Genomic DNA, 20471 nt, shown 5'->3' with positions numbered 1-20471 from the left:
GCTGCTTCGCATGGAACAAGCTCGTCGATCAGCCATGGCGGATCATGTCCATCGGGATGCGCCAATGGGCAAATGGGTTCTGATCATTGCACCTTAGTATAAATCGCCGGACACATCGGTTGACCGCCGGCTGGTGCTGCGCCCGCCTCACAAGCCGGTGATGCAACGCGCCGGTCGCCTGCATCCTCTCGCCCTGGGCGGCCGGCCATTGCTGGAAGAGAGTGGCTCGATCGTCCAAAGACATGTGTTCGATCGGCGAGCAGGTCATTACTCAGGATACGACCGCAACGAGCGGTCGATCACGGATGATTGTACCGAGAAGCCAGGACGGCATCCGGGAAATAATCGCGCCGGACAGGATATCCTGGAGGGCGAGGTCGTCCGAGGTCACCTGGTCTAGCCCTCATGCTTTCCCAGCACGGCATGGATCTTGGCTATCATCTCGCCTGCGAGGCGATATTGGCTGTTCTGCGTCACGTCTGCCCTCCATGGGACGATGGAGCCTCGGAGTTGGGTGCCGAGCAGAGTGACGTTTAGGAGCAAGAACAGATCGGCCGAAGCGCGCCGAGGTGACCTGCCTGTTAGCGACTTCCACTCACGGACGGGGTCTGGCGCCCAGCTTCGCCCCGGCTAGGGAGGTTCAGATTGGAGCCGGAGCGCCACAAGGAAGCAATAATCAGTGGCGACCATGAGCGTACGCGTGGTTCAATAGCTCCTGTGGGTGAACGCACCCCAAGTGCGAGAGGCACGAGTCGCCATATCCGCCCAACACGGGAGCGCCGATGAGTTACCAGATGCGATTTGGGCCGTTCTGCCTGTTACCCGATAGCGGGTTACTTCTTCGACATGACGAACCGGTGCGGCTCGGAAGCCGGGCGGCCGAGATCCTGGTCCTGTTGGTCAGTAATGCGGGCGATCTCGTCACCAAGGCCGACATCATCGACAAAATCTGGCCCGACACCATTGTCGTGGAGGCAAACCTCTCGGTCCATATGAGCGCCCTGCGCCGCGCCCTCGACGATGACAGCGTCTCAACACCCTATATCGTGACTGTGCCGGGCCGCGGCTATCGTTTCGTGGCTCCCGTGATTGTCGAGAGCAACAGCGCTCCCCATGCCGGAACGGACAGCGAGGTCCAGCACTGCGGGACCGGCATGTGTGGGACCGTCATCTGGGCCAACGAGAAGGCGATCGCAGACGCGAAGCGAGGAGGCACGGACAATCTGATCGGGCTTCAGTTGTTCAGGGATTTTACCCGGGATCGTAAGGGAATTTGGCACGGGCGGGTGTTCGTTCCGGATATAAATAAGACGTTCTCCGGAACTATTGAGATATTGGACGAGAACACACGGCGCGGCTCAGGCTGCTTGCTCGGGCGATTTGCATGCAAATCTCAGACCTGGGTCCGGGTAAAATAGCTTTTTACCGACCTTTTCACGAGCCATCGACGCTGACGGCCTCTGAATTCGGCCGGTCATGCGGCATCGCGACGAGGAGATGAATTTTCCCATGAGTTGCCAGGTCTGCCCTGTTCGGGATCGGGCGTTATGCTCGAGTTTGGCGGACGATGAGCTGTGCGAACTCAAATATATCGCTCGTGAGCGGCTGGTCTGCCGAGAGCAGACCATCTGCTGGGCAGGCGAGGAAGGGCTGATTTGCGCCAACGTAGTGACAGGACTCTTTAAGGTCACCGCCGCCTTGGGCGATGGGCATGATCAGACCGTGGGAATCCTCTATCCGGGCGACTTTATCGGCAGCCCAACGCCTTCAACGAACAAGTTTTCGATAACGGCGCTCACGGATTCCTCGATCTGCGTTTTCCCGCGTCACCTCCTTGAAAAATTCTTGTCCGCGCACAGCCATATGGAACGGGTATTGCTCCAACGGACACAGGCATCGCTCGATGAGGCCCGCGAGAGGATCATGTTACTCGCTCATCGATCCGCTGAAGTGCGCGTGGCCACCTTCCTTGTCGACATGGCGCGGAGATCGCCGGTCAAAACCCGCGTCCCCGATCGAACCGAAAACTTGCCCAGCATCGAACTGTCGCTCTCCAGAGCCCAGATGGGCGAGATACTTGGTCTTAGCAACGAAACGGTGAGCCGGGTGCTGTCACGCCTAAGCAGGCGCGGGCTCGTTGACTTCCCTAACGGCCGGAGGGTCGCAATTCTGAATAGAAGCGCACTGTCCGAAATCGCGATACCATAGTTCGCGATCAATCGCTGCGTCGCCCTCGCGATGTAGAGGTGTCCGATCAGGTGATCGGGGAGGTGGCGTGGATGGCGTCTTGTCAGAACCGGACTGGCGCCGTTTGACGCCGATCTGCCCTCATGCGTCACACTTCACCGTAAGCGATGTGCTCAGGCCACGGCGGTCCAGGGCATGAGCTCTCCGACGGCGTTGGCTGGATGTCCGTTGGCGAGTTTGGCGAGGGTCTCTGCCAACCAAGTGTGGGGGTTTGGCTGCAACCTCGGATATGCGCTGCTGCACTATCGTTGGCGCATGACCGGTCGGGCCCCCGCTCACCTGCAGATCGGTCAAAGCGAGAGCGTCATCTGACCTCGCGGTCGACCACGTTCAACATATTCTCGAAGGATGAACTCATGATCCGATCTTCGCGCTTACGTCTCGCCGGCCTTCTAATAGGCACCATGATGAGCATTTCCGCCAAGGCCCAGGTCGCTCCATCGCCCGAGGCACAGGCGGCAAACGACGCGAACAGCCCGCTGACGCCGACCATCATGCTCAGCGCCCATAACTATTACATACCGTCGCTCAATGGCGTTCCGGATCGGGATGCCGACGTCACGCTTTTCCGCGGGCTTCTGCCTCATCTGACCTTTGGAAAGCCTCAGCTGTTCCGATTTACCCTTCCCGTCTCCACGACGCCCACTTTCCCGACGGGGAGCAAGACTGGCGTGGGGGATTTGCTGCTTATGGACCTGGTGATGTTCCCTGGGAAGAAGGTCTCCTTTGGCGTGGGCCCGGTCGTCGTGGCTCCGACCGCCAGCAGCCAAAGGTTCGGCAATGGCAAATGGCAAGTCGGGGCATCAGGGGCGGTCGTCGCCCCGCAGTCCTGGGGGCTCCTCGGAGGTCTCGCAATCTATCAGCACTCGGTCGCAGGTGATAACGATCGAAGCGACGTCCGGCTGCTTACCGTTCAGCCCATCGCATTCTACAACTTGCCCAAGGGCTTCTATCTCAGGTCGAGCGGAATATGGAACTTCGACCTGAAGACGGGTAACCATTACGTGCCGGTGGGGGCCGGCGTAGGCAAAATTTGGGCCATAACCAAAAAGGTGCGGCTCAACACCTTCGCTGAGCCTCAGTATTCGGTCATTCAAAAGGGCATAGGGGCGCCAAAATGGCAGATCTATGCCGGTGTGAACGTCCAGATCGCCGCTCGATGAACGACGTGGCAAGTGCTACGGGTCTGCGGCGACTGCGGCTTTATCCCGCTCAAGCGATCTCCGGTTGAATGCCACCGCGCCGGGGCTCTTCTTTGGCTCCTTTCAGCCAGGCTCAATATAACAAGGCTGCAGTAGCGCCCCCGCGCCGTCGGCCATTGGAGCGGGTGAAATGTTGGTAAGCAAGGTAACCCACCGGCTCCACAGGTGGGTGGTGCCGATGGTCTCGAATCCAACCATCTGAGCCGCAGTGGCGATGGCGGCGAAGCCGAAGCCCGCTCGGGCGTCGGGCCTTCGGCTTGCCAACCAGATTGCCAGCAATAGTGTGACTGACTCGGCGAGTTGAAAGGACAGCCGGAAACCGCCGAAGCCGGCCCACCCTCCATGCGGAAAACTGGGTATCGTCGGAAACAGGCGTCCGATGATCGGCGGCAGGACGAGAAGCGCAGTTGCCAGCATAGCCGCGGCATGCGCTTCTATCCGACGCCGATTAGCGAAGGCGTAGACAACCATGGCGACGACGGATGGACCGGCCACCATATCGGCGATCACGGGCCGGGCGCCGTAGGCCGCATGAAAGGGGTCGGCGCTCGAGAATCCTGGCAGCACTTCGAAACATGGCACCGAAAAGGAAGCGGACGGGCCGAGTCGCATCTTGAGTCCCGACAGTCCTGGCGTCGATCTTTGGCGCCACCCGTCATGATTGTCGCCTCGTCTGGATGATCCACATCGGTCAACGCGTGATATTCGATCCTCCGGTTCTACCAAAATCCGGTAGCGGTTACGCCGGAAGTGGGGCTTCTGCCCCCCGGAAGAGGCGTGCCGTATTGACCAGCGCTCCTGCGCGTCAAATCGCCGGACGCGATTTCGCCTGATCCATCTTCGCAAGGTGTCGCTCCGATCAAGCCTTATCGGAAATCGCGCGCCTTGACCTTGATGCCCTCGGTCGTCTGGCCAGGAACGATGCCGGACCCGAGCCGGAGATCTGGATCTTATGCCGATGGCGAAACTATGCCGACCCGGCTCGGTAAATCTCGGGATTTCCGCTGATTTTGCGCCATCCGCGCGGCATAAACGTAACTCCTCTGCAACGACAGCAGTGGAGAGGCAGTATGGAACACGGCACCTGGGCGAGCGCGACCATGCAATCGGAGTTTCCCGGTTGGCCACATGGAGCGCATATCCCCCAATATGCAGAGCGGCTGAGGATAGCCGGCTTCACCACCGATCTTATCAGGCGCTCCGTTTGGACGATTGGTCATTTCTGGGCGTGGGCCCGGGATCGGGACCACACCGGCGGATCCATTGATGAGGCTACGATCACCGCGTTTTTGGCCTGGCGCCGTGAGAACGGACGCTACCGACACGGCCCCCGGCGCGCCCTCGGGCGCTTTCTGGTACTCCTGCGAGAATTGGGAGAAGCTCCTCCGGCGCCTCAGCCAGAGGATGAACCGTCCAGAGCTTTAATAGAGCGCTACCGATGCTATCTGATAAATCGTGGGTATAGTGCGGCGACCATTCGTCACCGTGCATGGTTTGCCGCTGAGGCTGCCGATGCCCTCCTGTTTGGCCGAGGCCTCACGCCTGGCAACCTGACTCCTGGGGATATCGTGCATTATGTCGAAGCCCAGGCACACCGTCGGGGCGCAGGCACTGCACAAACCATGTGCAGCTCTTTACGTTCATTCCTAGGATTTCTCAGGCAATCAGGGGCAATTTCGACTGATCTTGCCGCCGCTGTTCCGTCGGTCAAATCGTGGAAGCGAACTACCCTGCCAACATTTCTTTTGCGGGACCAACTGGAACAGGTGCTGGCTGAATGCGACCGCACCACTTCAGCCGGACGCCGTGACTATGCGATCTTGCGCAGCGCGGCCTCGAAGGTGAGCGGCCCGGCGAATGCAGCCGGGGGCATTGCCGCGATGAGCGGCAAGCAAAGATACCATCGCATGGAAATCTCCTGATCGCAGGATCAGGCCGCCAGAGCTCGAACGTGGAGGTAGGGTCAGTGACGGCAGGCAAAGCCCGCCGTCACTGATGCCCCGGTCCTCAATCCGAATTTAAGCGGCCGAAGCCGTGGCCTAGCCGGCCCGGTGGCCCGAGACAGGCGATGCCGTGGCCTGTATCCGCGTCATGCAATCGGCAGCCTTGGCGCTGCTCATCTTCATCATGTCGCAGTCACAGCTCGCCATTTGCGTCGCATCGGCCACCCAGACCTGCTGGCGTGCCGGGCCTGAGGCTCGCGGGCCAAATTGCGGGATCGAGCGCCATTCATAATGGCCGGCTTGCTGATTGTGGTCGGCGGGCGCCGCGAAAGCAACGGCGGGGGCAGCGAGAGCCACGCCCAGAAGGGCGCGCAGAACAAACTTCTTCATGACTGTAATCCTTTGGCAAATCTTGATAAAAGCCGCAGGCGAACGGAACTGATCACAGCGCTACAGGCGCCTGTCATGCCGTCAGCCTTGCAGGCTGGTTCAATCAGCCAAGGAGAGTCGGAGGTTCGGGCTCAGGCGCGAGAGCGCTGCCATCCAGGATCGGCGTGATGGGCCAGAAACCCAACACGGGATTGATCTGGCGCGTCAGCAGCATGGGCGCATCATTGTGGAGCGCCATGGGCGCGATGCAGCCCATCCCGGCCATGCAAGCCAGCGTCATGCTCTTGCAGGGCTTTTGCGCGGGCTGCTGCTGGGCCATCATCGTCATGCAGTCATCGGACATGCCGGCACCACTCGATGCGGACATGGTCGTGGATGCGGAAACCGCAGGCACGATGGTCGCAAAAGCAACCCCCTGGCCAGACAGCCCGATCAGTGCTCCGATGAGGAGAAGAAGGTGAAAGACTCTTTTCACAGCGCCGCAAATAACACGCTCGATGCGGCCAAGGCAATGCTCATTCATGGTCCGACGAGACTGCAAAATAGGCCGCATAAGCAGTCCTGACGTCCGCCTATCGACGTTTCGTGGAAAGATGCCCTTGACCCTGTAGCAACTACAGGCCGTAGGAGCGGCTCCCAAGGGGCATCGGGGCTGGTCCGGTGCAGATCCTGGAGGGATGTCTTGCACGTCAAGTTTGATCAGAAACGCAGGGGACTGGCGGCAGTTCTGCTCTTGGCGGCATCCATGCCCACGCCAGCCTTCGCGCAAACTTCGGCGGATGCAGAGGGCAAGGGCGAAGAGTCCGAAGGCAAGGACATCGTCGTGCAGGCAACGCGCAGTGGGCACGGACTGCGGGACCAACCGATCCGCGTTGAGGTGATTGATCGCGAGGAGGTTGAGGAAAAGCAGCTGATGACGCCGGGCAACATCGCGATGCTCGTCAGCGAGACGCCCGGGTTGCATGTGCAGGTCACCTCTCCGGCGCTGGGCGCCTCCAATGTCCGGGTGCAGGGTTTGAAAGGCCGATACACTCAAATTCTGGCCGATGGCTTGCCGCTCTACGGCGGTCAGGCTCCCGCAATCGGCCTGCTCCAGATCCCCCCGACCGATCTGGGTCAGGTCGAGATCATCAAGGGTGCAGCCTCGGCGCTTTATGGGCCCTCCGCGTTGGGTGGTGTCATCAACCTCGTCTCGCGCCGGCCTGGACCAGAGCAGCAGGGCGAGGCTGTCATCAATGCCACCAGTCGAGGCGGTCAGGATTTCACGGCCTATCAATCAGGACCGCTGGCCGGCGCATTCTCCTACTCGCTGACGGGCGGATACAGCCGCCAGGATCGACAGGATGTGGATGGTGATGGCTGGGCCGATATTGCCGGCTATCACCGGTGGAGCCTGCGTCCCCGACTGTTCTGGAATGGCGCCGATGGGGCAAAACTGTTCATCACCGCCGGCACCATGACCGAACAGCGTGATGGCGGAACGATGCCTGGGCGAACCACACCCGACGGCGCGCCCTATGCCCAGACCCTGCATAGCCAGCGCTATGATGCAGGGCTGAATGCTCAAATCCCCGTTGAAAGTGTGGGGACGCTCTACCTTCGTGCCTCCGGGGTGACACAGGCCCATCGCCATGTTTTTGGGACCGTGACCGAAGACGATCGCCATCAGACTTTTCTGACCGAGGTCTCGCTTGGTGGCAGCGCCGGAGGAACCAGTTGGCTGGGCGGGGCCGCCTATCAAAGCGACAGCTATCGCTCGCGGACCTTTCCCGGCTTCGATTACACCTACAGCGTTCCCGCACTCTTCGGGCAGGTCGAGCAGAAGTTGCTGCCGGACCTGACGCTGGCGGGCAGCGCCCGCTGGGACGATCACAATGTCTACGGCTCACGGGTCAGCCCACGTCTGTCGATGCTGTTCAAGCCGGGGCCCTGGACCTTGCGGGCCTCGCTGGGGCAAGGGTTCTATGCGCCAACGCCCTTCGTCGAGCAGACCGAGGCCAATGGTCTGTCGCGGCTCGCGCCCTTGCAGGGCTTGCGGGCCGAAACGGCGGATACGGCCTCCATCGATCTGGGCTATGCGCAAGGTCCGTTCGAGGCCAATCTGACCCTGTTCGGGTCGAACATCGACCACGCCGTGCAGGTGAAGGACATCGCTGTTGATCGCGTGGCTCTGGTCAATGCAGATGGTTTGACCCGCACGCGCGGCGCCGAGTTGCTGCTACGCTATCGCTGGCAGGCGATCACCGTCACCGGCAGCTATGTTCACACCGATGCGAGTGAACCTGATCCAGATGGTCCTGGGCGGCGCACTGTCCCCTTGACGCCGCGCGACACCGCCGGCCTTACGGCGGCATGGGAGAAAAGCGGGCGCGGAAAGATAGGTCTGGAGGCTTATTACACTGGCCTGCAGTCACTTGATGAGAACCCCTACCGTACCCGCAGCAGCCCCTATGTCGAATTGGGTGCGATGGGTGAGCTGATCCTCGGGCGCTTCAGCTTGTTCCTCAATGCAGAGAACCTGCTCAATGTGCGCCAGAGCCATTACAATCCCATCTTGCTGCCCCAGCGCGCGCCGGATGGCGCCTGGACGGTGGATGCATGGGCGCCGCTGGAAGGCCGCACAATCAACGGCGGCGTGCGGTTTCATTGGGGGGCAAAGTGACCCTCATTCAGTTCGGCACGGGCATGGCGTATGATTTGCGTCCCGCCCCAGAGGCCAAGACCACCAAGGACCGCTGCCACGATCAGGTCTGGCCAACCCGTCCCCGTGCCGAAGACCCCCAGAGCCGCCGCCACGACGGCCAGATTGCCGATCGCGTCATTGCGCGAGCAGATCCACACGGAGCGGCGATTGGCGTCGCCTTCGCGGTGGCGCCAGAGCAACAAAGCGCAGGCCATGTTGGCGAGCAGCGCGGCGAAGCCGACCGCGCCCATCGTTCCGGCTGCAGGCAGCGCGTGGGCCATCATCATCCAGATGGTGCTACCCAGAACCCAGCACGCGAGAAGAACCAGAGATATGCCCTTGGCCAGCGCTGCCCGTGCTCGCCATTGCAGGGCCAGCCCTGCAACGCTCAGGCTGATCGCGTAATTGGCGGTGTCACCCAGAAAATCGAGCGCATCGGCGCGCAACGAGGCCGATTGCGCCGAAAGACCTGCACCGATCTCAAGGACGAACATGGCTCCGTTGATTGTCAGTGCGATCCACAACGCGCGACGCCAGGCCTTGTCCCGCGTTTTGTCTTCCGGCGCTTCGCAACCGCCGCAGCAGCCTCCGGCCATTTCCGTCACCTTGCCTTCGCCTCAGGGACTCACGATATAGTCCCTGTAGTAACTACAGGGTCAAGAGCATGGCGCTGACGATCGGCGATTTGAGCAGGGCGACGGCCACCAAGGTGGAGACGGTGCGCTATTATGAGCGCATCGGACTCTTGCCCAAACCCGCGCGGACGCAAGGCAATTACCGTGCCTATGGTCAAGCTGAATTGGGGAGACTGTCCTTCATCCGGCGGGCTCGGGACCTTGGTTTCTCGCTCGATCAGGTTCGCGCCATGCTAGGCCTTTCCGATGATCTGGCCTGCGATTGCGCCGGGATCGACCGCATCGCGAGGGAGCATCTGCAGGAGGTGGAGCGCAAGATTGCCGACCTGACGGCCCTCCGGCGCGAACTGACGGCAGTGATTCAGTCCTGTGATGGCGGAACGATTGCGGATTGCCGTATCATTGAGGCGCTTGGGCCAGTCGCAGCAGGGTAGCTGGAGACACGTTCATTTGGGCGAGACATCACATAAATTATGCCGCGCGGATGGCGCAAAATCAGCGGAAATCCCGAGATTTACCGAACCGGGTCGGCATAGTCTCGCCCTCGGCATAAGAGCCGTTATGCCGCGCGCGGCATAACGGATCGAACATGTCACGCAGTCGCTGGCCAAGCGGCCGAAAGGCGGGATTCCGCGGGTCGGGCCGCATCCCATGCTTGACGATATCGGCGCGGCTGACCTGATACACGCCTGCGGTGACCGATCGATTGCCGACGCTCGCGAGCAGCGAGGAAAGATCGTCGCGACGTTGCGCAATGACGTGGATCACGTCACCCTCTCGGTGAACCTGGCCGCGCACGCCCATCATCGAAGCACCTAGCACCACGCGCAGGTGCTTCCCGAAGACGTTCGTCCAGACGACGAGATTGGCGATCTCCGCCTCATCCTCAAGAGTGATGAACATCACGCCCTTGGCGCTCCCAGGCTTCTGGTGGACCAGCACCAGTCCGACGAGATTGATCCAGCGGCCGTCCTTCATGTTGCGAAGCGCGCAGCAGGGCACTGGGGTAAACATCAAAACGCCATGAGCTCGTTGGCACTTTCGGTTCATCAGGCATAAGGGGTGATGCGGCTCTATTTGTTGCCCGCGAATCGGCTAAACATGGCAAGATCAATGTCCTGAGCTGCAGGCGATCATCATGGGCGAGCGAAGTGAAGATTATGTCGGGAAGCTCCGGCTCGCCCTTGTCAAAGCCATTTGCGAGGCGTCAGTGCCAGAGCCGGACCCCACATCGGGCGAGCGAGGCGATACGCTGTACGTTGGAAGTGCCGAGGTATGCGATGCGCTGATCATTGTACTCGCCGAGTTTCTGGAGGGCGTACCGGGCCTCGATACACCAAAGGACATTCGCGCGATGTCCGACACCGTCGCAAAGAAAGTGCAAAGACTGATCCCGGAAATCCGGAAGATCCGAGCTCGAACCGGTGGGGCACCGCCGCCCTCGATCATCATCCGGTCGCACTGAGCACTGCTCCCGCGCTCCGCCGGGTCGAGCCTATGGTCGTCGCCCAAGCTAATTGCGATTGAGGCCCATCTCTCGGCTCTGCAGCTTCCGCTTCCACATTTGTCCGATGCCCAGGATGTCATCCGTCGAGGCGCTGGAGGCGCTGACCTCCAATGTGCTTACCTGATAGCCCAGGGATCGCGACTTTTCAGCGCCAGATTTCCGCCGTTGCCATCACGGGCATAGCCTAGCCAATGGCCGAGGAAACCACCCTCGCCAGTCGCCGAGTCCACATATTGTTCACGCGTCTGCGGGCAGGAGAGGAGATAGACCCCGCGCGGGGCGCGCAGCGCTGCCCGCCAGCTGCTCGGCTGCAGGGATGAGGAAGAGGGGGCTGGCTGCGGGCTATGCGGGGCGCAGCGAGCGCACGGCGGCCGAGGCGTGCAGGTAGCCCTTAATGAGGTTGACGACGCCGTAAACGGTGAAGCCGATGCCTCCGAGCCCTACGAGGAGGCCCAACACGCCGCTGATCCCGGCCACGATCAGCCCGAGGATGATGGACACGATCGGGTAGAGGAACAGCGACATGATCGTGTTCGCGATGATCGCCATCATCGGCACCATGAAACCCCGGCCATCCTGCGGATAGGCAACGCCGAGGATCGTCGGCTTCTTGAAATTGTTGAAGTGGACGTAGAGGATCGCATCCTTGCCGACATCGAGCAGGTCGTAGATGTCGCGCGTGCAGCCGACATCGCGCAGCACCGTGTCGCCAATCTCGATCACCGAGACCTTGCCGGACACGCGGACATTGCCGACCGAACTGTTGGTGCGCGTGTTCACGATCATGTCGCCTTCCTTCGCGCCAACGCGCTTCAGGATACCCCTGAGCTTCTTCATGGTTTTCCCCGATTTTTCCAATGCGATTAGATGCTGCTGACCCTGATGATGGTCACCGCCCCGAACATCCGCCGGGACTCTCCGCATATTGAGCGACCGCCTGATAGCCTTTGCCGTCATTGCGATAGCGATCGTGGCAGAAGCCCGGCCCACCATTATAGAAATCAAGCCAACCCACGCGGCTCCGAGTGGTGAGGTAGGTAGGCGTGTCGACTATGTCGGTGGCAACCTTTTTCCAGCCTCCCGGTACGGGCGAGAGGATGGTGGAGCTGCCGTTGTTGTTGCCGCCGTCGCAATTGCCCTCATGCACAACCACTTCGGGATTGCCGTCGCCGTTGAGGTCCATGATCGATGAGCCACCGCCGATCTCGTTATCGCCCGGGATATCAGGGCCGTCGCCGCAGCCTTCCCAACCTTTGGCCCCGTGCCGGAAGCCCGCTGCGACGAAGATCTGCGCGATCTGCCCCGGCGTGAGATTGCCCCTGTCCCAAGGCTTGGCCCAGGTAGCGGTAGGCAACTGGCCGGGAGAAACCTTGTCGGGCGAACGGGCGAGCGCTACGGCCTCACGATATTGAATGGTCGAAAGTGGCAGATAGCGATTGTCGCTCGCCACGAAGCGGAAGTTGGTGACCTTGTCGCCGTCTGACACATCGATCACAGGCCAGACGGTACCGCTCTGCGCGCCGATCCGGGGTTGGCCGTCGACGTCCAACATATTCTGATAGAGTCTGGTCTTAGGATCGAAGAACACGATGCTGGCGTGCAGCTTGCCGTTACCGCCGGGGCAAACGTTCTGGCTTAGGACGAAGAATTCATCCTTGCCGTCATGATTGATGTCTCGCCGGCCGATTCCGACTTTCGCGATCACCTGTTTATCATCGCAATAGCGTGTCGCGCTACGCAGATCGGCGCTGAGGTCGAAGCCGGCCGCCTGGAGGATCTGCTTGCGATCCGCGACCGACATGCCGGCAGGGAAGCCGGTATCGCCTGCCGGCCTTGGGGGCATTTGCGTCAAGGCGCTGGTGGCGATACTCGCGCCCAGGACCGACAGGATGAGGGCTGAACCATAGCGCATGGTGGGGTTCCCCTTCAGCTAGCCGCGAGCGGATTGCGAATCTTGCCAAGGCCCGAGAGGCCCAGCGCGACGCTGGCGAGCAGGATGATCCAGGCGCCGAAGCCCAGGGTCAGCATCGAGATGCCGTCGCCGACGGTCGCCAGCGCGGTCAGGTTCCACAGCAGGGCGAAACCGCGAACGCGATCGCGATGGTGCAGAAGCCAAAAACGATCTTATTGATGAGGTCCGCGACCTCGTTGACCGATTTGGGTCCGGCAAGGCGCGTTTGCGTCACCTCCGCCGGCTGGCGGCTGAGATCGGCCGGAGCTTCCTTTTCCGGCTCTGCGGCCGCCTGTTCGGTCACGCCAGCAAGGCCATGACCTGGTCGACTGTCTCGGTGACGTGCTGGTATTGACCCGCGACGACTATCTCCGTGCCGGGACCGTTGATCGGCAAGGCCTCGCGGACCCGCGTGATTGTGGCGGCGTTCAGGTGGACGACGGTGCCCGACCGCGTGGTAAGCGCGATCAGCTTGATCTCCCCGGTCAGTCGCGCGAGCAGATGATTGATGGGTTCGAGCGTGAAGATGTAGCCTCCACCATACTCGACCTTGGTCGCGTCATCGCCTTCAGAGGGTGTGGTAGGACGAATGCGGAAGATGCTCTTTGCCGCGACGAGTATCTTGGCGCCGTTCAGACCTGTTAGTTCGATCATGGTGTCCCCCTCGATACATATCTACAGCAAAGTTTGCGTTCGATCGAGGATTCTTCGGATTCCTCGTCGCCGATAGAGGTGCCTGCGAAGGACGCATGACGACGAGATCGGGCGTGTGAAGTTAAGACTTGGCGCCGGAATTGCCGAACATCACAATACCGGGGGTGTGGGCTTTGCCGCTGTCTCCGGGCGGAAGTTTGAGGGGCGGCCTTTATTCGGAATTGTCATTCAGCATTTGTCCGAAGGGTGTACAGAATCATGGTAAAATGGATCGATTTTCGCGGAAGCGACGCTTTCGAGCTATTGAACGATTTCGCAGATGGCAACGCAAGGACGCACCGGCCTTCTCGGCAGCCATTCGGAAAAGGCCCGCTGGCTCGACTGATGGACCTTAGGAGCAAATTCCAATTTACGTGATGGTGTCGTCGGGATGGGCATGCTACCCATCCGGATATGTTAGTTCAGGCCTCAGAAGCTGTTCGCCTTTCAGGCCTGACAGCCCATCAACTACGCGAGTGGTGTGGGCGTCGGGCGCTCGTCGAAGCCGACGTTCCTCCCGCCGGGCGCGGGCATCTGGCCTTATTCTCCTGGCAGACGATCCTGGCGCTACGGGTGCTGAACGAGGTGCATCTTCGCTATGCGGTCGAGGTCAGTGGTTGGCGCGAGGCGATCGCGCAACTCCAGGCACTGTTGCGCAAACGCGCCTTTCCGTCGCTCTGGGGGCATACCGCGATTTTTGCGAACGCGCGGGAGGCCTCGCTGCGCGTATCGAGCGACCCTATCCGGAATTTCTCCTGCCTGGTCGTCGAGCTTGACGCGCATCTGGAAATCCTCGCGACTCCTAACGATTTGCGGGTCGAGAGTCAGCTGCAGCTTTTCCCGGCGATGGCGGTGCGATGACTGAGTTGCAGCCTATCGCCCATGACTGGAGTCGACGCTTCGGTCTGGCGCTCGCGCCGCTCTTTGAGGCACAGGACACCACCGCGGTCCCGGGCGATCACCACGTTTTGCTCGACGGGGGATTTGGGACCTTCGCACTTTCGACTTCGTGTGATGATCTCTGGCGCACCGGTGAGACCGCCGGCTGGGCATGGTCGAGCGATATTCCCCATCACGTGACGGTGACGGACAGCAAGGTGGCCGTCGTGCGGTGGGATATGCCCGGCGACGCGCGCGTCTACGAGCGGGGCGGCGTCGAACGTAGCCTCGATCGGTTCTACACCTATCTGAACGAAGACCGCCTGCGTTCGAACCGCGGCATTGTCGAGCATCTCCTGAATTTTTTCCGCCGTGTGCGTTCGCTCGCCCATCATGCGAAGGTGCCAGATGGGCGGGCGATCGACGTGTATCTGGCGACCCTGGCCGGGCTCATCGCTCCGAATGCGATCGAACAGGACCTGTCCGTGCTCGGCTTGGCCGAAGACGTCGCCGAGCTGCGTGCGCGCATTCCGGCAAACGCGCTTGATGCCGCGAGTAGCGAGGCAGCAGCGGCCCCCGGGGCGCTCTCTAGGCTCCGCCTCCATCCGGCGCTCGCGATCCGCCACGCTGGTGGTCAGCTGTTCCAGGAGGCGCACTTCGAGTTGCTCCGGGTGTCGCCGGATTTCGATCTTTTCGGACTGGTCGATGCCCCGGAAACGCGTGTTACGCACCGCGGCGGGACCCATTTCACGCCGCCCGCGCTAGCGCGTAGCATCGTCGAACAGGTTCTTGCCCATGTTCCCGATCTCCCGACCCGCCCAGAGCTGGTTCTGTGCGATCCAGCCTGCGGATCCGGCGCGTTTCTTCATGAGGCACTGCGGGCGCTTAGGCGCGCGCGCTTCGCCGGCAAGCTGACGATTATCGGCTTGGATATCTCCCCAGCGGCGATCGCCATGGCACGCTTCGTTATCAGTCTATCGCTGCGCGACTGGACGCCGGTGGGCGGCGTCAAACTCGAGATCGTTCAGCGCGACGCGCTCGGTGAAGCGGGTTTCCCGCGTGCAGACGTCATCGTAATGAATCCACCATTCATCGGATTCGGCGCGCAGACACCCGAGCAGCGCCAGCAACTGCGTGACGCGACCGACGGTAGCGCCGCGCGCGGCGACTATAGCATGGCCTTTGTGTCGCGCGCGCTCGACGCCCTCAACGAGGGGGGCGCGCTCGGATCGCTCTTTCCCGCAAGCTTATTGTCGCTCAAAGCCGCAGAGACCTGGCGCGAAAAGCTCGCGGATCGCGGCGACATTCGCATGCTCGCGTCCATTGGTGATTTTGGTCTGTTCTCCCACGCCCTCGTTCAGGTGGCCTGCGCAGTAATCCGCAAGGGGCAGCCCGCCGAGTCCAAACCGCTGATGGCGTTGTTGACGGAAAACGACCCCGCAGCCACCGGCGAAGCGCTTCGTCAGGTCCGAAAGCTCGATGGCGCGGCCCCGTCGGCCCCGATCATAGAACCGCAGTGGAGCCTATTCCCGGTCAAGGCGAGTTCTCTCGTTGGACGCGGAACATGGCGATTGCCGACGCCAACGACGGAGCGTCTGCTCGCAGAAATGGCGGAACTGGGCCTGCCGACCGTCTCGGACCTGTTCGAAGTCTCACAAGGTATCCAGACCGGCTATAATGACGTCCTGCTGCTGACACAGGACGAGTGGCAGTCGCTGCCGCCACGGGAGCGGCGTTACTTCCGCCTGGCGACGATGACGGACTCGATCCAGAATGGGCGAATCGTCAAACCCTATCATGTATTTTTTCCACATAGCGCCGACGGGCCGCTGTTCGCGGACGAAGAGGCGGTTACGCGTGCGGTTCCGACCTATTTCAAAACCTATCTCTCGCCGTCGCGCGACCGCCTTTCGGGCCGCGCGTCGATCGTCCAATCGAACCGGAAGGACTGGTGGGGTCTGATGCGCTCACGGTCCTGGGCCTACCGAAGCGAACCGAGGATCATCAGCAAATTCTTCTCGGCAGAAGGTGGCTTCGTGCTCGATCTGGAGGCGGCCTACGTCCCGGTCATGGGCCATGTCTGGGCGCCGAAGCCGATCCTCGTTGATCCGGATGACGACGCGCTGCCCTCAGGCGACATTCTGGCCGCTTATGCCGCACTGTTCAATTCGGCACCGTTTGCTCGGTTGCTCGGCCTCTACGCTCCGCATGTCGCTGGCGGACAGTTCGACCTGAGCGCACGTCATGCCAACCCAATGCCGTTGCCCGACTTGCGCGCCCTCAGTGTCGACCTTCGGGCGGGACGCCGCGTGAGCGAGCTTGCGCACCTCGGGCGCGCGATCGACGTCACCGACCGGTCGTGGCGCGCGAGTGTCAGCCAGATCGTGGTAGAAATGTATGGCGCGCCCGGCCTCGCCGCAGCCTGACCGGCTGCCGGAGGAGCTCCGGGCAACGAAGGGTATGCTCGACCAGCGATGGATCGAGCTCAGCAAAGCCTTTGCGATGACACTGGCCTTACCGATGGATGGTCGCGCCTTGCGTGTCGAAGTTGACTATCAGTCCAGCCAGGCCTGGGCGGGGCTGATAGGGACGGAATGCGAACGGGTGACGCGGAACCGCGGCGGCACAACCCTAGTCGCACCTTTGTGCGAGATCTCCGGCGGCCTCACTTCCTGGCTTGGCTGGCAGGAGGTCTGGGAGGTCACGGTCGGTCCGAAACCCTACCGCTTTCGCAACGCCGGTCTGACGGTCTATCTGGGGAAACGGTACGAGGCGACCAAGCCGCAAATCCTACGACTGGAATGGCCAGGGATCAGCACCTGGTCGGGCGGAGAGCTTTCCTTTCAGAGTCCGGGCGCGGGCCATCCTCACTGGCAATTCGATCTGCTCGAAGCGCTGGGGGAAACGGCGACCGAAGCAAACTTCATTCCCGACGCGGAGGAGGTCGTCGAAGATTTCGACGCCGCGCCGCCTGAGCGAAGCACGACTGAATTGCTTTCAAAATTCTCTATCGAGCGCATGCATTTCGCAAGCGCGGCTCCTTGGTGGCTCTCCCCAAAACCGGGTGGATCGGCTCTTCATATGAACGCTCCGCCCGATCTCCCCTCGCTGACAAGGTGGCTTGAGCAGAGCGTCTTGTACCTCAGGCAGGAACTGCAACGCTGTGTCATAACCACTTAGGCGCGAATGTGCATCGCAGCGATACAGCCAAAGCTCGGCGCGGGAAGGCACGTCTGTGGCTGTGTCAGCTTCCGACAAGAGCGGCTGATCATCGTCATTTCTACGAATGACCGGACTTGGATCGGCTGCTGCCGGAGCAGAACGCCGCATTGTGCCGATTGCCTCCACTAGTAAGCAAGGCTCGATCGACTGCTTTGTCTCAACCTGAGGAGTAAACGTCAGAGCAGAATTACCTGTCGAGGCTCGGTGCTTTGAACCAGTGACTTCCAGTAACGCACGCATGAATCGCTCGCCCGCGGATTGAAGGTGGTCGCGTATCAAGCGCAGAATATCGACACCTACGTATCCGGTTCCAGCGCCGCCTTCAGCTCTGCGAGCCTCTCCTGGCAAAGCTCGTTGACGACGTTCCCCAGTTCCTCGACGCGTTCGGACAAGTAGGCAAATTCCTCATCCGTCATCTTGAACTGGTTGGAGTGCCGGGCCTTCACATAGGCGTCCTTCAACTTGAGGAAGCGCGCCTCCAGCTTGCGGGTATCGCGCGGCCAGACATCCACAAGGCGCTGGGAGAGTCGATCGGCATGCCCGCGCAGGAATTTGAGATTATGGCTGTACGGCGTATAAAAAGTGTAGACGAGAAGGACGCAATAATAGAGCCGTTCGGCCGCCTGTTGCAGATTGTAGGCCGCATCGGGATATTGCTTGTTTTGATAGCAGAACTGAAAGATCACACGCGACGAGACGGCTAGTTCGATCCATTGGTCATAATATTCCTTGGCCATGTCATAGGCCTGCTGGGGCGTCTTGGGCCTGGGCGTCGCCAGTTCGCTGTCGTCGGACTGATAAAGCGCAACCCCATCACGGGCGATGTCCATGAAAAAGTAGCGGCCATGGGCAAGTCCATCGTTCACCTCTTGCAGTGTGTGAACGATGAAATTGACCGGCGTGCGCAGCCGGTTGAGGATCATGGTCTCGACGTTCAGGCGATCTTCGGCCTTGTCCCAATATTTGAGCCAGTCCGTCAGCTCTTTCTGGTTTACGATGATGAGCAGGTCGAAATCCGAGCGATAGCCGCGCTCGGTGTGCGGCTCGTGGACCCAGCGGCCGGTCGCGTAGGATCCATAAAGAATGACCTTGAGGATACGACCCAGCTTGCGGGGCCCCGTCGGCTCGCCATGGGCGTCCTGGAATTCCTCGAACAAGATCTGGATGACCCGATCGAGTTCGCGTCGTTTGCCTGCCGGGAGATGGTCGAGATCGGTCTTCATTGTGTCGATGTCGCTTGATCAGGTCAGAGGAAACTGGGACGGATCATCTTCCCAGGGGTTGAAGATTGCCGCCCCGCTATGGCGCGTGTCCTTCACGTTTCGGGTCACGAGGCAGAGATCATGTTCTATCGCGGTGGCAGCGAGCAGCGTGTCGATGACCGGTGGCGCTTGTCCCGTCCTGCGTTTGACGTCGCCGGATATGCTGCCCCACCGATAAACGACTTTATCGTCGACCGAGAGGAGCCGGACGCTGAAACGATCCGCGAGCGCGTCCCGTGCCGCCATATAGCGCGAGCGATCGGGGTGGTCCGGCTCCAGGTTGTGGATGCCCTTGTCAAATTCCGCGAGCGTCAGGACGCTGAGGAAAATCCGATGCTCAGGCTGCCCGCTCGCCCACGTCTTGACGCTTGGCGCGCCATTGGGGCTCGCCAGTGCCGAGACGATGTGGGTGTCAAGCAGCCAACCCTTCACAGGGCAACATCCCGGCCCAGATCGACCTCTCGCTCAACGTTGAGGCCGTCCAGCCCCAGCCCCTCCAGGAAGGGGAGGAAGGCGGGTTTGCCTGGATCCGGGGGGAGAAGTCGATCGAGTTCGGCGACGCTAATAACGACCACCGCATCGCGGCCGCGAACGGTCACACGTTGCGGTCCCTCGCTCTGCGCACGCCTCACGACTTCGCTGAAACGCGCCTTCGCGTCCTCCAGCTTCCACGCTGCAGGCAGGCCGGATTTATCCTTGCTTCCTTTGTGAACAGCGCGTCCCACTTGACTTCTCCTGACTAGCTAGTCAGATATAGCGATGTGTAGAAGCTTCGGCAAGCGTTTTGAACACACTCAGAGAGGGAATCTCCGGCGGTTCGAAGTGAAAGCCCGTGCCAGCGTAAAGTATAGGGCAAGGCACATATCGTCGCCTGAAAAGAGTTACTTCATCGTGTTTCCGGATGCTCGACGGACGAATTTGTGCTATGGCGCATCTGAAAGGATCTCCCGATGGACGCCGCCATCGATCACCAAGATCAGGAAGACACGGGGGCACGCCCGCAGCTGTCTGCTTGGCTTTGGAAGCCTTGGTACGCAAAGCTCTGGTGGGCAACTATTCCCGTCTGGTGGGCGGGAATGGCGATATCAACGCAAGTAGATGTTTTGGCATCATTCTATCGCGGAGGGTTCGCCGGGTACCTGAATATTCTCTTTTCCCCGATGACCGCGCTCATGGTGCTCGGCGTCGGCTATATTCGCGAGCGCCTCGATAGCTTCGTCGGGCAAGGCGCCGGCGTGGCACTCTCTGATGACGAAGCAGAGGTTTTCTTCGCCGATCACAGCAGGCGTGAACTCGCGCGGACGATGGAGAGGTGGCGCGCGCAGTCCAATCCTATGGACCCGCGATCTGGCTCCCTGTGGATCGGCAACCCGATGAACCCGAACAATCCCGGGTGCATCAACCCCAATGGCAGGAAGCGTCACTAGCGCTTTTTGAAGCTGCTATCTCCGTCGCCGAGACTTCCCTTGAGGTCTGTCGAGAAGCTCCCCTTTGAAAGGACAGAGTTCTGCTCCAGCGAAGTGAGCGGCCCTGTAATGTCAAAGGTGGCGCGTCCGTCGTCCGCGTTCTGCAGATAACGATTGCGCATGCCCTCGGGCCCGAGGATGCGGTCGGAGAGCGTACGGGAGAATGTCGCCGCGGGATTATCTGATCGAGTTGCTGCTCGCTCTGCAGCGGCAATGGACTCCCGGACGTCGTAATTGACGATATCAATTGTCGATTGAGCATGTTCGGTAGTGCTGCCCATATCCTGGCTGTTGAAGCGTAAGCGCCGTTTTGACCCCACCTTGCGCAGATTTTTGGGTGTTGCAGTTGTGTATGGATGGATGACGCAACGCCAACGAGCACACTGGACAC

General features: G+C 60.9%; 25 protein-coding genes. 11 read left to right on the top strand and 14 right to left on the bottom strand.

What is annotated here, in order from left to right:
* The first annotated feature begins 782 nt into the window (after positions 1 to 782).
* Complete coding sequence (locus FHW94_RS22780) at positions 783 to 1418, top strand: winged helix-turn-helix domain-containing protein (protein WP_246866371.1); 636 nt, start codon at positions 783 to 785, stop codon at positions 1416 to 1418.
* Positions 1419 to 1497: 79 nt separating this feature from the next.
* Entirely contained in the window at positions 1498 to 2208 is a 711-nt protein-coding gene (locus tag FHW94_RS22775; RefSeq protein WP_246866370.1) for a Crp/Fnr family transcriptional regulator, read from the top strand.
* 152 nt (positions 2209 to 2360) lie between these two features.
* Here the strand turns inward: FHW94_RS22775 and FHW94_RS22770 are convergent, their stop codons facing one another.
* Positions 2361 to 2468, bottom strand: a complete 108-nt coding sequence (locus FHW94_RS22770; RefSeq protein WP_282599618.1) for a transposase domain-containing protein — start codon at positions 2466 to 2468, stop codon at positions 2361 to 2363.
* Positions 2469 to 2603: 135 nt separating this feature from the next.
* Here FHW94_RS22770 and FHW94_RS22765 point away from each other — a divergent pair, with 135 nt between their 5' ends.
* Entirely contained in the window at positions 2604 to 3410 is an 807-nt protein-coding gene (locus tag FHW94_RS22765) for a hypothetical protein (RefSeq protein ID WP_168558122.1), read from the top strand.
* A 102-nt stretch (positions 3411 to 3512) separates the two neighbouring features.
* Here FHW94_RS22765 and FHW94_RS22760 read toward each other — a convergent pair whose 3' ends face one another.
* Positions 3513 to 4061: a hypothetical protein gene (locus FHW94_RS22760; RefSeq protein ID WP_168558121.1), complete on the bottom strand. Its 549-nt coding sequence runs from the start codon at positions 4059 to 4061 to the stop codon at positions 3513 to 3515.
* A 458-nt stretch (positions 4062 to 4519) separates the two neighbouring features.
* Between FHW94_RS22760 and FHW94_RS22755 the strand changes: the two genes are divergently transcribed.
* Entirely contained in the window at positions 4520 to 5371 is an 852-nt protein-coding gene (locus tag FHW94_RS22755) for a hypothetical protein (RefSeq protein WP_168558120.1), read from the top strand.
* A gap of 117 nt (positions 5372 to 5488) precedes the next feature.
* Here FHW94_RS22755 and FHW94_RS22750 read toward each other — a convergent pair whose 3' ends face one another.
* Both FHW94_RS22750 and FHW94_RS22745 read right to left on the bottom strand, forming a co-directional pair.
* Positions 5489 to 5782, bottom strand: coding sequence for a hypothetical protein (locus FHW94_RS22750; protein WP_168558119.1), 294 nt, complete (start codon positions 5780 to 5782; stop codon positions 5489 to 5491).
* A 103-nt stretch (positions 5783 to 5885) separates the two neighbouring features.
* Positions 5886 to 6305 carry a hypothetical protein gene (locus FHW94_RS22745; protein WP_210425827.1) on the bottom strand — a complete coding sequence of 140 codons (420 nt, stop codon included), beginning with the start codon at positions 6303 to 6305 and terminating at the stop codon, positions 5886 to 5888.
* A gap of 159 nt (positions 6306 to 6464) precedes the next feature.
* Here FHW94_RS22745 and FHW94_RS22740 point away from each other — a divergent pair, with 159 nt between their 5' ends.
* A complete protein-coding gene (locus FHW94_RS22740; RefSeq protein ID WP_246866369.1) occupies positions 6465 to 8444 on the top strand; it encodes a TonB-dependent receptor in 1980 nt (659 codons plus the stop codon).
* Here the strand turns inward: FHW94_RS22740 and FHW94_RS22735 are convergent.
* On the bottom strand, positions 8426 to 9061 hold the full coding sequence (locus FHW94_RS22735) for a cation transporter (RefSeq protein WP_168558123.1): 636 nt from the start codon (positions 9059 to 9061) through the stop codon (positions 8426 to 8428). The two genes, FHW94_RS22740 and FHW94_RS22735, sit on opposite strands and share 19 nt — an antisense overlap.
* Before the next feature lie 68 nt (positions 9062 to 9129).
* Between FHW94_RS22735 and FHW94_RS22730 the strand changes: the two genes are divergently transcribed.
* Positions 9130 to 9534 carry a helix-turn-helix domain-containing protein gene (locus FHW94_RS22730; protein WP_168558118.1) on the top strand — a complete coding sequence of 135 codons (405 nt, stop codon included), beginning with the start codon at positions 9130 to 9132 and terminating at the stop codon, positions 9532 to 9534.
* A gap of 61 nt (positions 9535 to 9595) precedes the next feature.
* Here the strand turns inward: FHW94_RS22730 and FHW94_RS22725 are convergent, their stop codons facing one another.
* Entirely contained in the window at positions 9596 to 10114 is a 519-nt protein-coding gene (locus FHW94_RS22725) for a hypothetical protein (RefSeq protein ID WP_348982489.1), read from the bottom strand.
* A gap of 124 nt (positions 10115 to 10238) precedes the next feature.
* On the opposite strand from FHW94_RS22725, the gene FHW94_RS22720 reads away from it, so the two are divergent.
* Entirely contained in the window at positions 10239 to 10565 is a 327-nt protein-coding gene (locus tag FHW94_RS22720) for a hypothetical protein (RefSeq protein WP_168558117.1), read from the top strand.
* Between the two features lie 384 nt (positions 10566 to 10949).
* Here the strand turns inward: FHW94_RS22720 and FHW94_RS22715 are convergent, their stop codons facing one another.
* The 4 genes from FHW94_RS22715 to FHW94_RS22700 form a co-directional block, all read right to left on the bottom strand.
* A complete protein-coding gene (locus tag FHW94_RS22715; RefSeq protein ID WP_168558116.1) occupies positions 10950 to 11444 on the bottom strand; it encodes a hypothetical protein in 495 nt (164 codons plus the stop codon).
* A gap of 52 nt (positions 11445 to 11496) precedes the next feature.
* Positions 11497 to 12519: a hypothetical protein gene (locus tag FHW94_RS22710; RefSeq protein WP_168558115.1), complete on the bottom strand. Its 1023-nt coding sequence runs from the start codon at positions 12517 to 12519 to the stop codon at positions 11497 to 11499.
* A 148-nt stretch (positions 12520 to 12667) separates the two neighbouring features.
* Complete coding sequence (locus FHW94_RS22705) at positions 12668 to 12862, bottom strand: hypothetical protein (RefSeq protein WP_168558114.1); 195 nt, start codon at positions 12860 to 12862, stop codon at positions 12668 to 12670.
* The gene (locus FHW94_RS22700) at positions 12859 to 13212 is read right to left on the bottom strand and encodes a hypothetical protein (protein ID WP_168558113.1); all 354 of its coding nucleotides are present in this window, start codon (positions 13210 to 13212) and stop codon (positions 12859 to 12861) included. Before FHW94_RS22700 ends, FHW94_RS22705 begins: the two co-directional genes overlap by 4 nt.
* A gap of 453 nt (positions 13213 to 13665) precedes the next feature.
* On the opposite strand from FHW94_RS22700, the gene FHW94_RS22695 reads away from it, so the two are divergent.
* The 3 genes from FHW94_RS22695 to FHW94_RS22685 are packed head-to-tail and all read left to right on the top strand — an operon-like array spanning position 13666 to position 17310.
* Positions 13666 to 14112, top strand: a complete 447-nt coding sequence (locus tag FHW94_RS22695; protein ID WP_168558112.1) for a hypothetical protein — start codon at positions 13666 to 13668, stop codon at positions 14110 to 14112.
* On the top strand, positions 14109 to 16556 hold the full coding sequence (locus FHW94_RS22690; RefSeq protein WP_168558111.1) for an N-6 DNA methylase: 2448 nt from the start codon (positions 14109 to 14111) through the stop codon (positions 16554 to 16556). The genes FHW94_RS22695 and FHW94_RS22690 overlap by 4 nt, the downstream gene beginning before the upstream one ends.
* The gene (locus FHW94_RS22685; protein ID WP_168558110.1) at positions 16528 to 17310 is read left to right on the top strand and encodes a hypothetical protein; all 783 of its coding nucleotides are present in this window, start codon (positions 16528 to 16530) and stop codon (positions 17308 to 17310) included. Before FHW94_RS22690 ends, FHW94_RS22685 begins: the two co-directional genes overlap by 29 nt.
* Positions 17311 to 17648: 338 nt before the next feature.
* Here FHW94_RS22685 and FHW94_RS22680 read toward each other — a convergent pair whose 3' ends face one another.
* The 3 genes from FHW94_RS22680 to FHW94_RS22670 are packed head-to-tail and all read right to left on the bottom strand — an operon-like array spanning position 17649 to position 19339.
* Positions 17649 to 18575, bottom strand: coding sequence for a HEPN domain-containing protein (locus FHW94_RS22680; protein ID WP_168558109.1), 927 nt, complete (start codon positions 18573 to 18575; stop codon positions 17649 to 17651).
* 18 nt (positions 18576 to 18593) lie between these two features.
* Positions 18594 to 19046, bottom strand: coding sequence for a type II toxin-antitoxin system VapC family toxin (locus FHW94_RS22675; protein ID WP_168558108.1), 453 nt, complete (start codon positions 19044 to 19046; stop codon positions 18594 to 18596).
* Positions 19043 to 19339: a type II toxin-antitoxin system Phd/YefM family antitoxin gene (locus tag FHW94_RS22670; RefSeq protein ID WP_168558107.1), complete on the bottom strand. Its 297-nt coding sequence runs from the start codon at positions 19337 to 19339 to the stop codon at positions 19043 to 19045. The genes FHW94_RS22675 and FHW94_RS22670 overlap by 4 nt, the downstream gene beginning before the upstream one ends.
* 225 nt (positions 19340 to 19564) lie before the next feature.
* Here FHW94_RS22670 and FHW94_RS22665 point away from each other — a divergent pair, with 225 nt between their 5' ends.
* Positions 19565 to 20041 (top strand): hypothetical protein, encoded by a 477-nt coding sequence (locus FHW94_RS22665; protein WP_168558106.1) that lies wholly within the window; start codon positions 19565 to 19567, stop codon positions 20039 to 20041.
* Here the strand turns inward: FHW94_RS22665 and FHW94_RS22660 are convergent.
* Positions 20038 to 20471, bottom strand: a 434-nt coding sequence (locus FHW94_RS22660; RefSeq protein WP_246866368.1) for a hypothetical protein, incomplete at its 5' end; no start/stop codon positions are given. The two genes, FHW94_RS22665 and FHW94_RS22660, sit on opposite strands and share 4 nt — an antisense overlap.

It is taken from the genome of Novosphingobium sp. SG720 (assembly GCF_012275365.1).
Taxonomy (GTDB): domain Bacteria; phylum Pseudomonadota; class Alphaproteobacteria; order Sphingomonadales; family Sphingomonadaceae; genus Novosphingobium; species Novosphingobium rhizosphaerae.
Note: the sequence above shows the minus strand (reverse complement) of the source record. Positions and strands in the feature narration are given on the sequence as shown.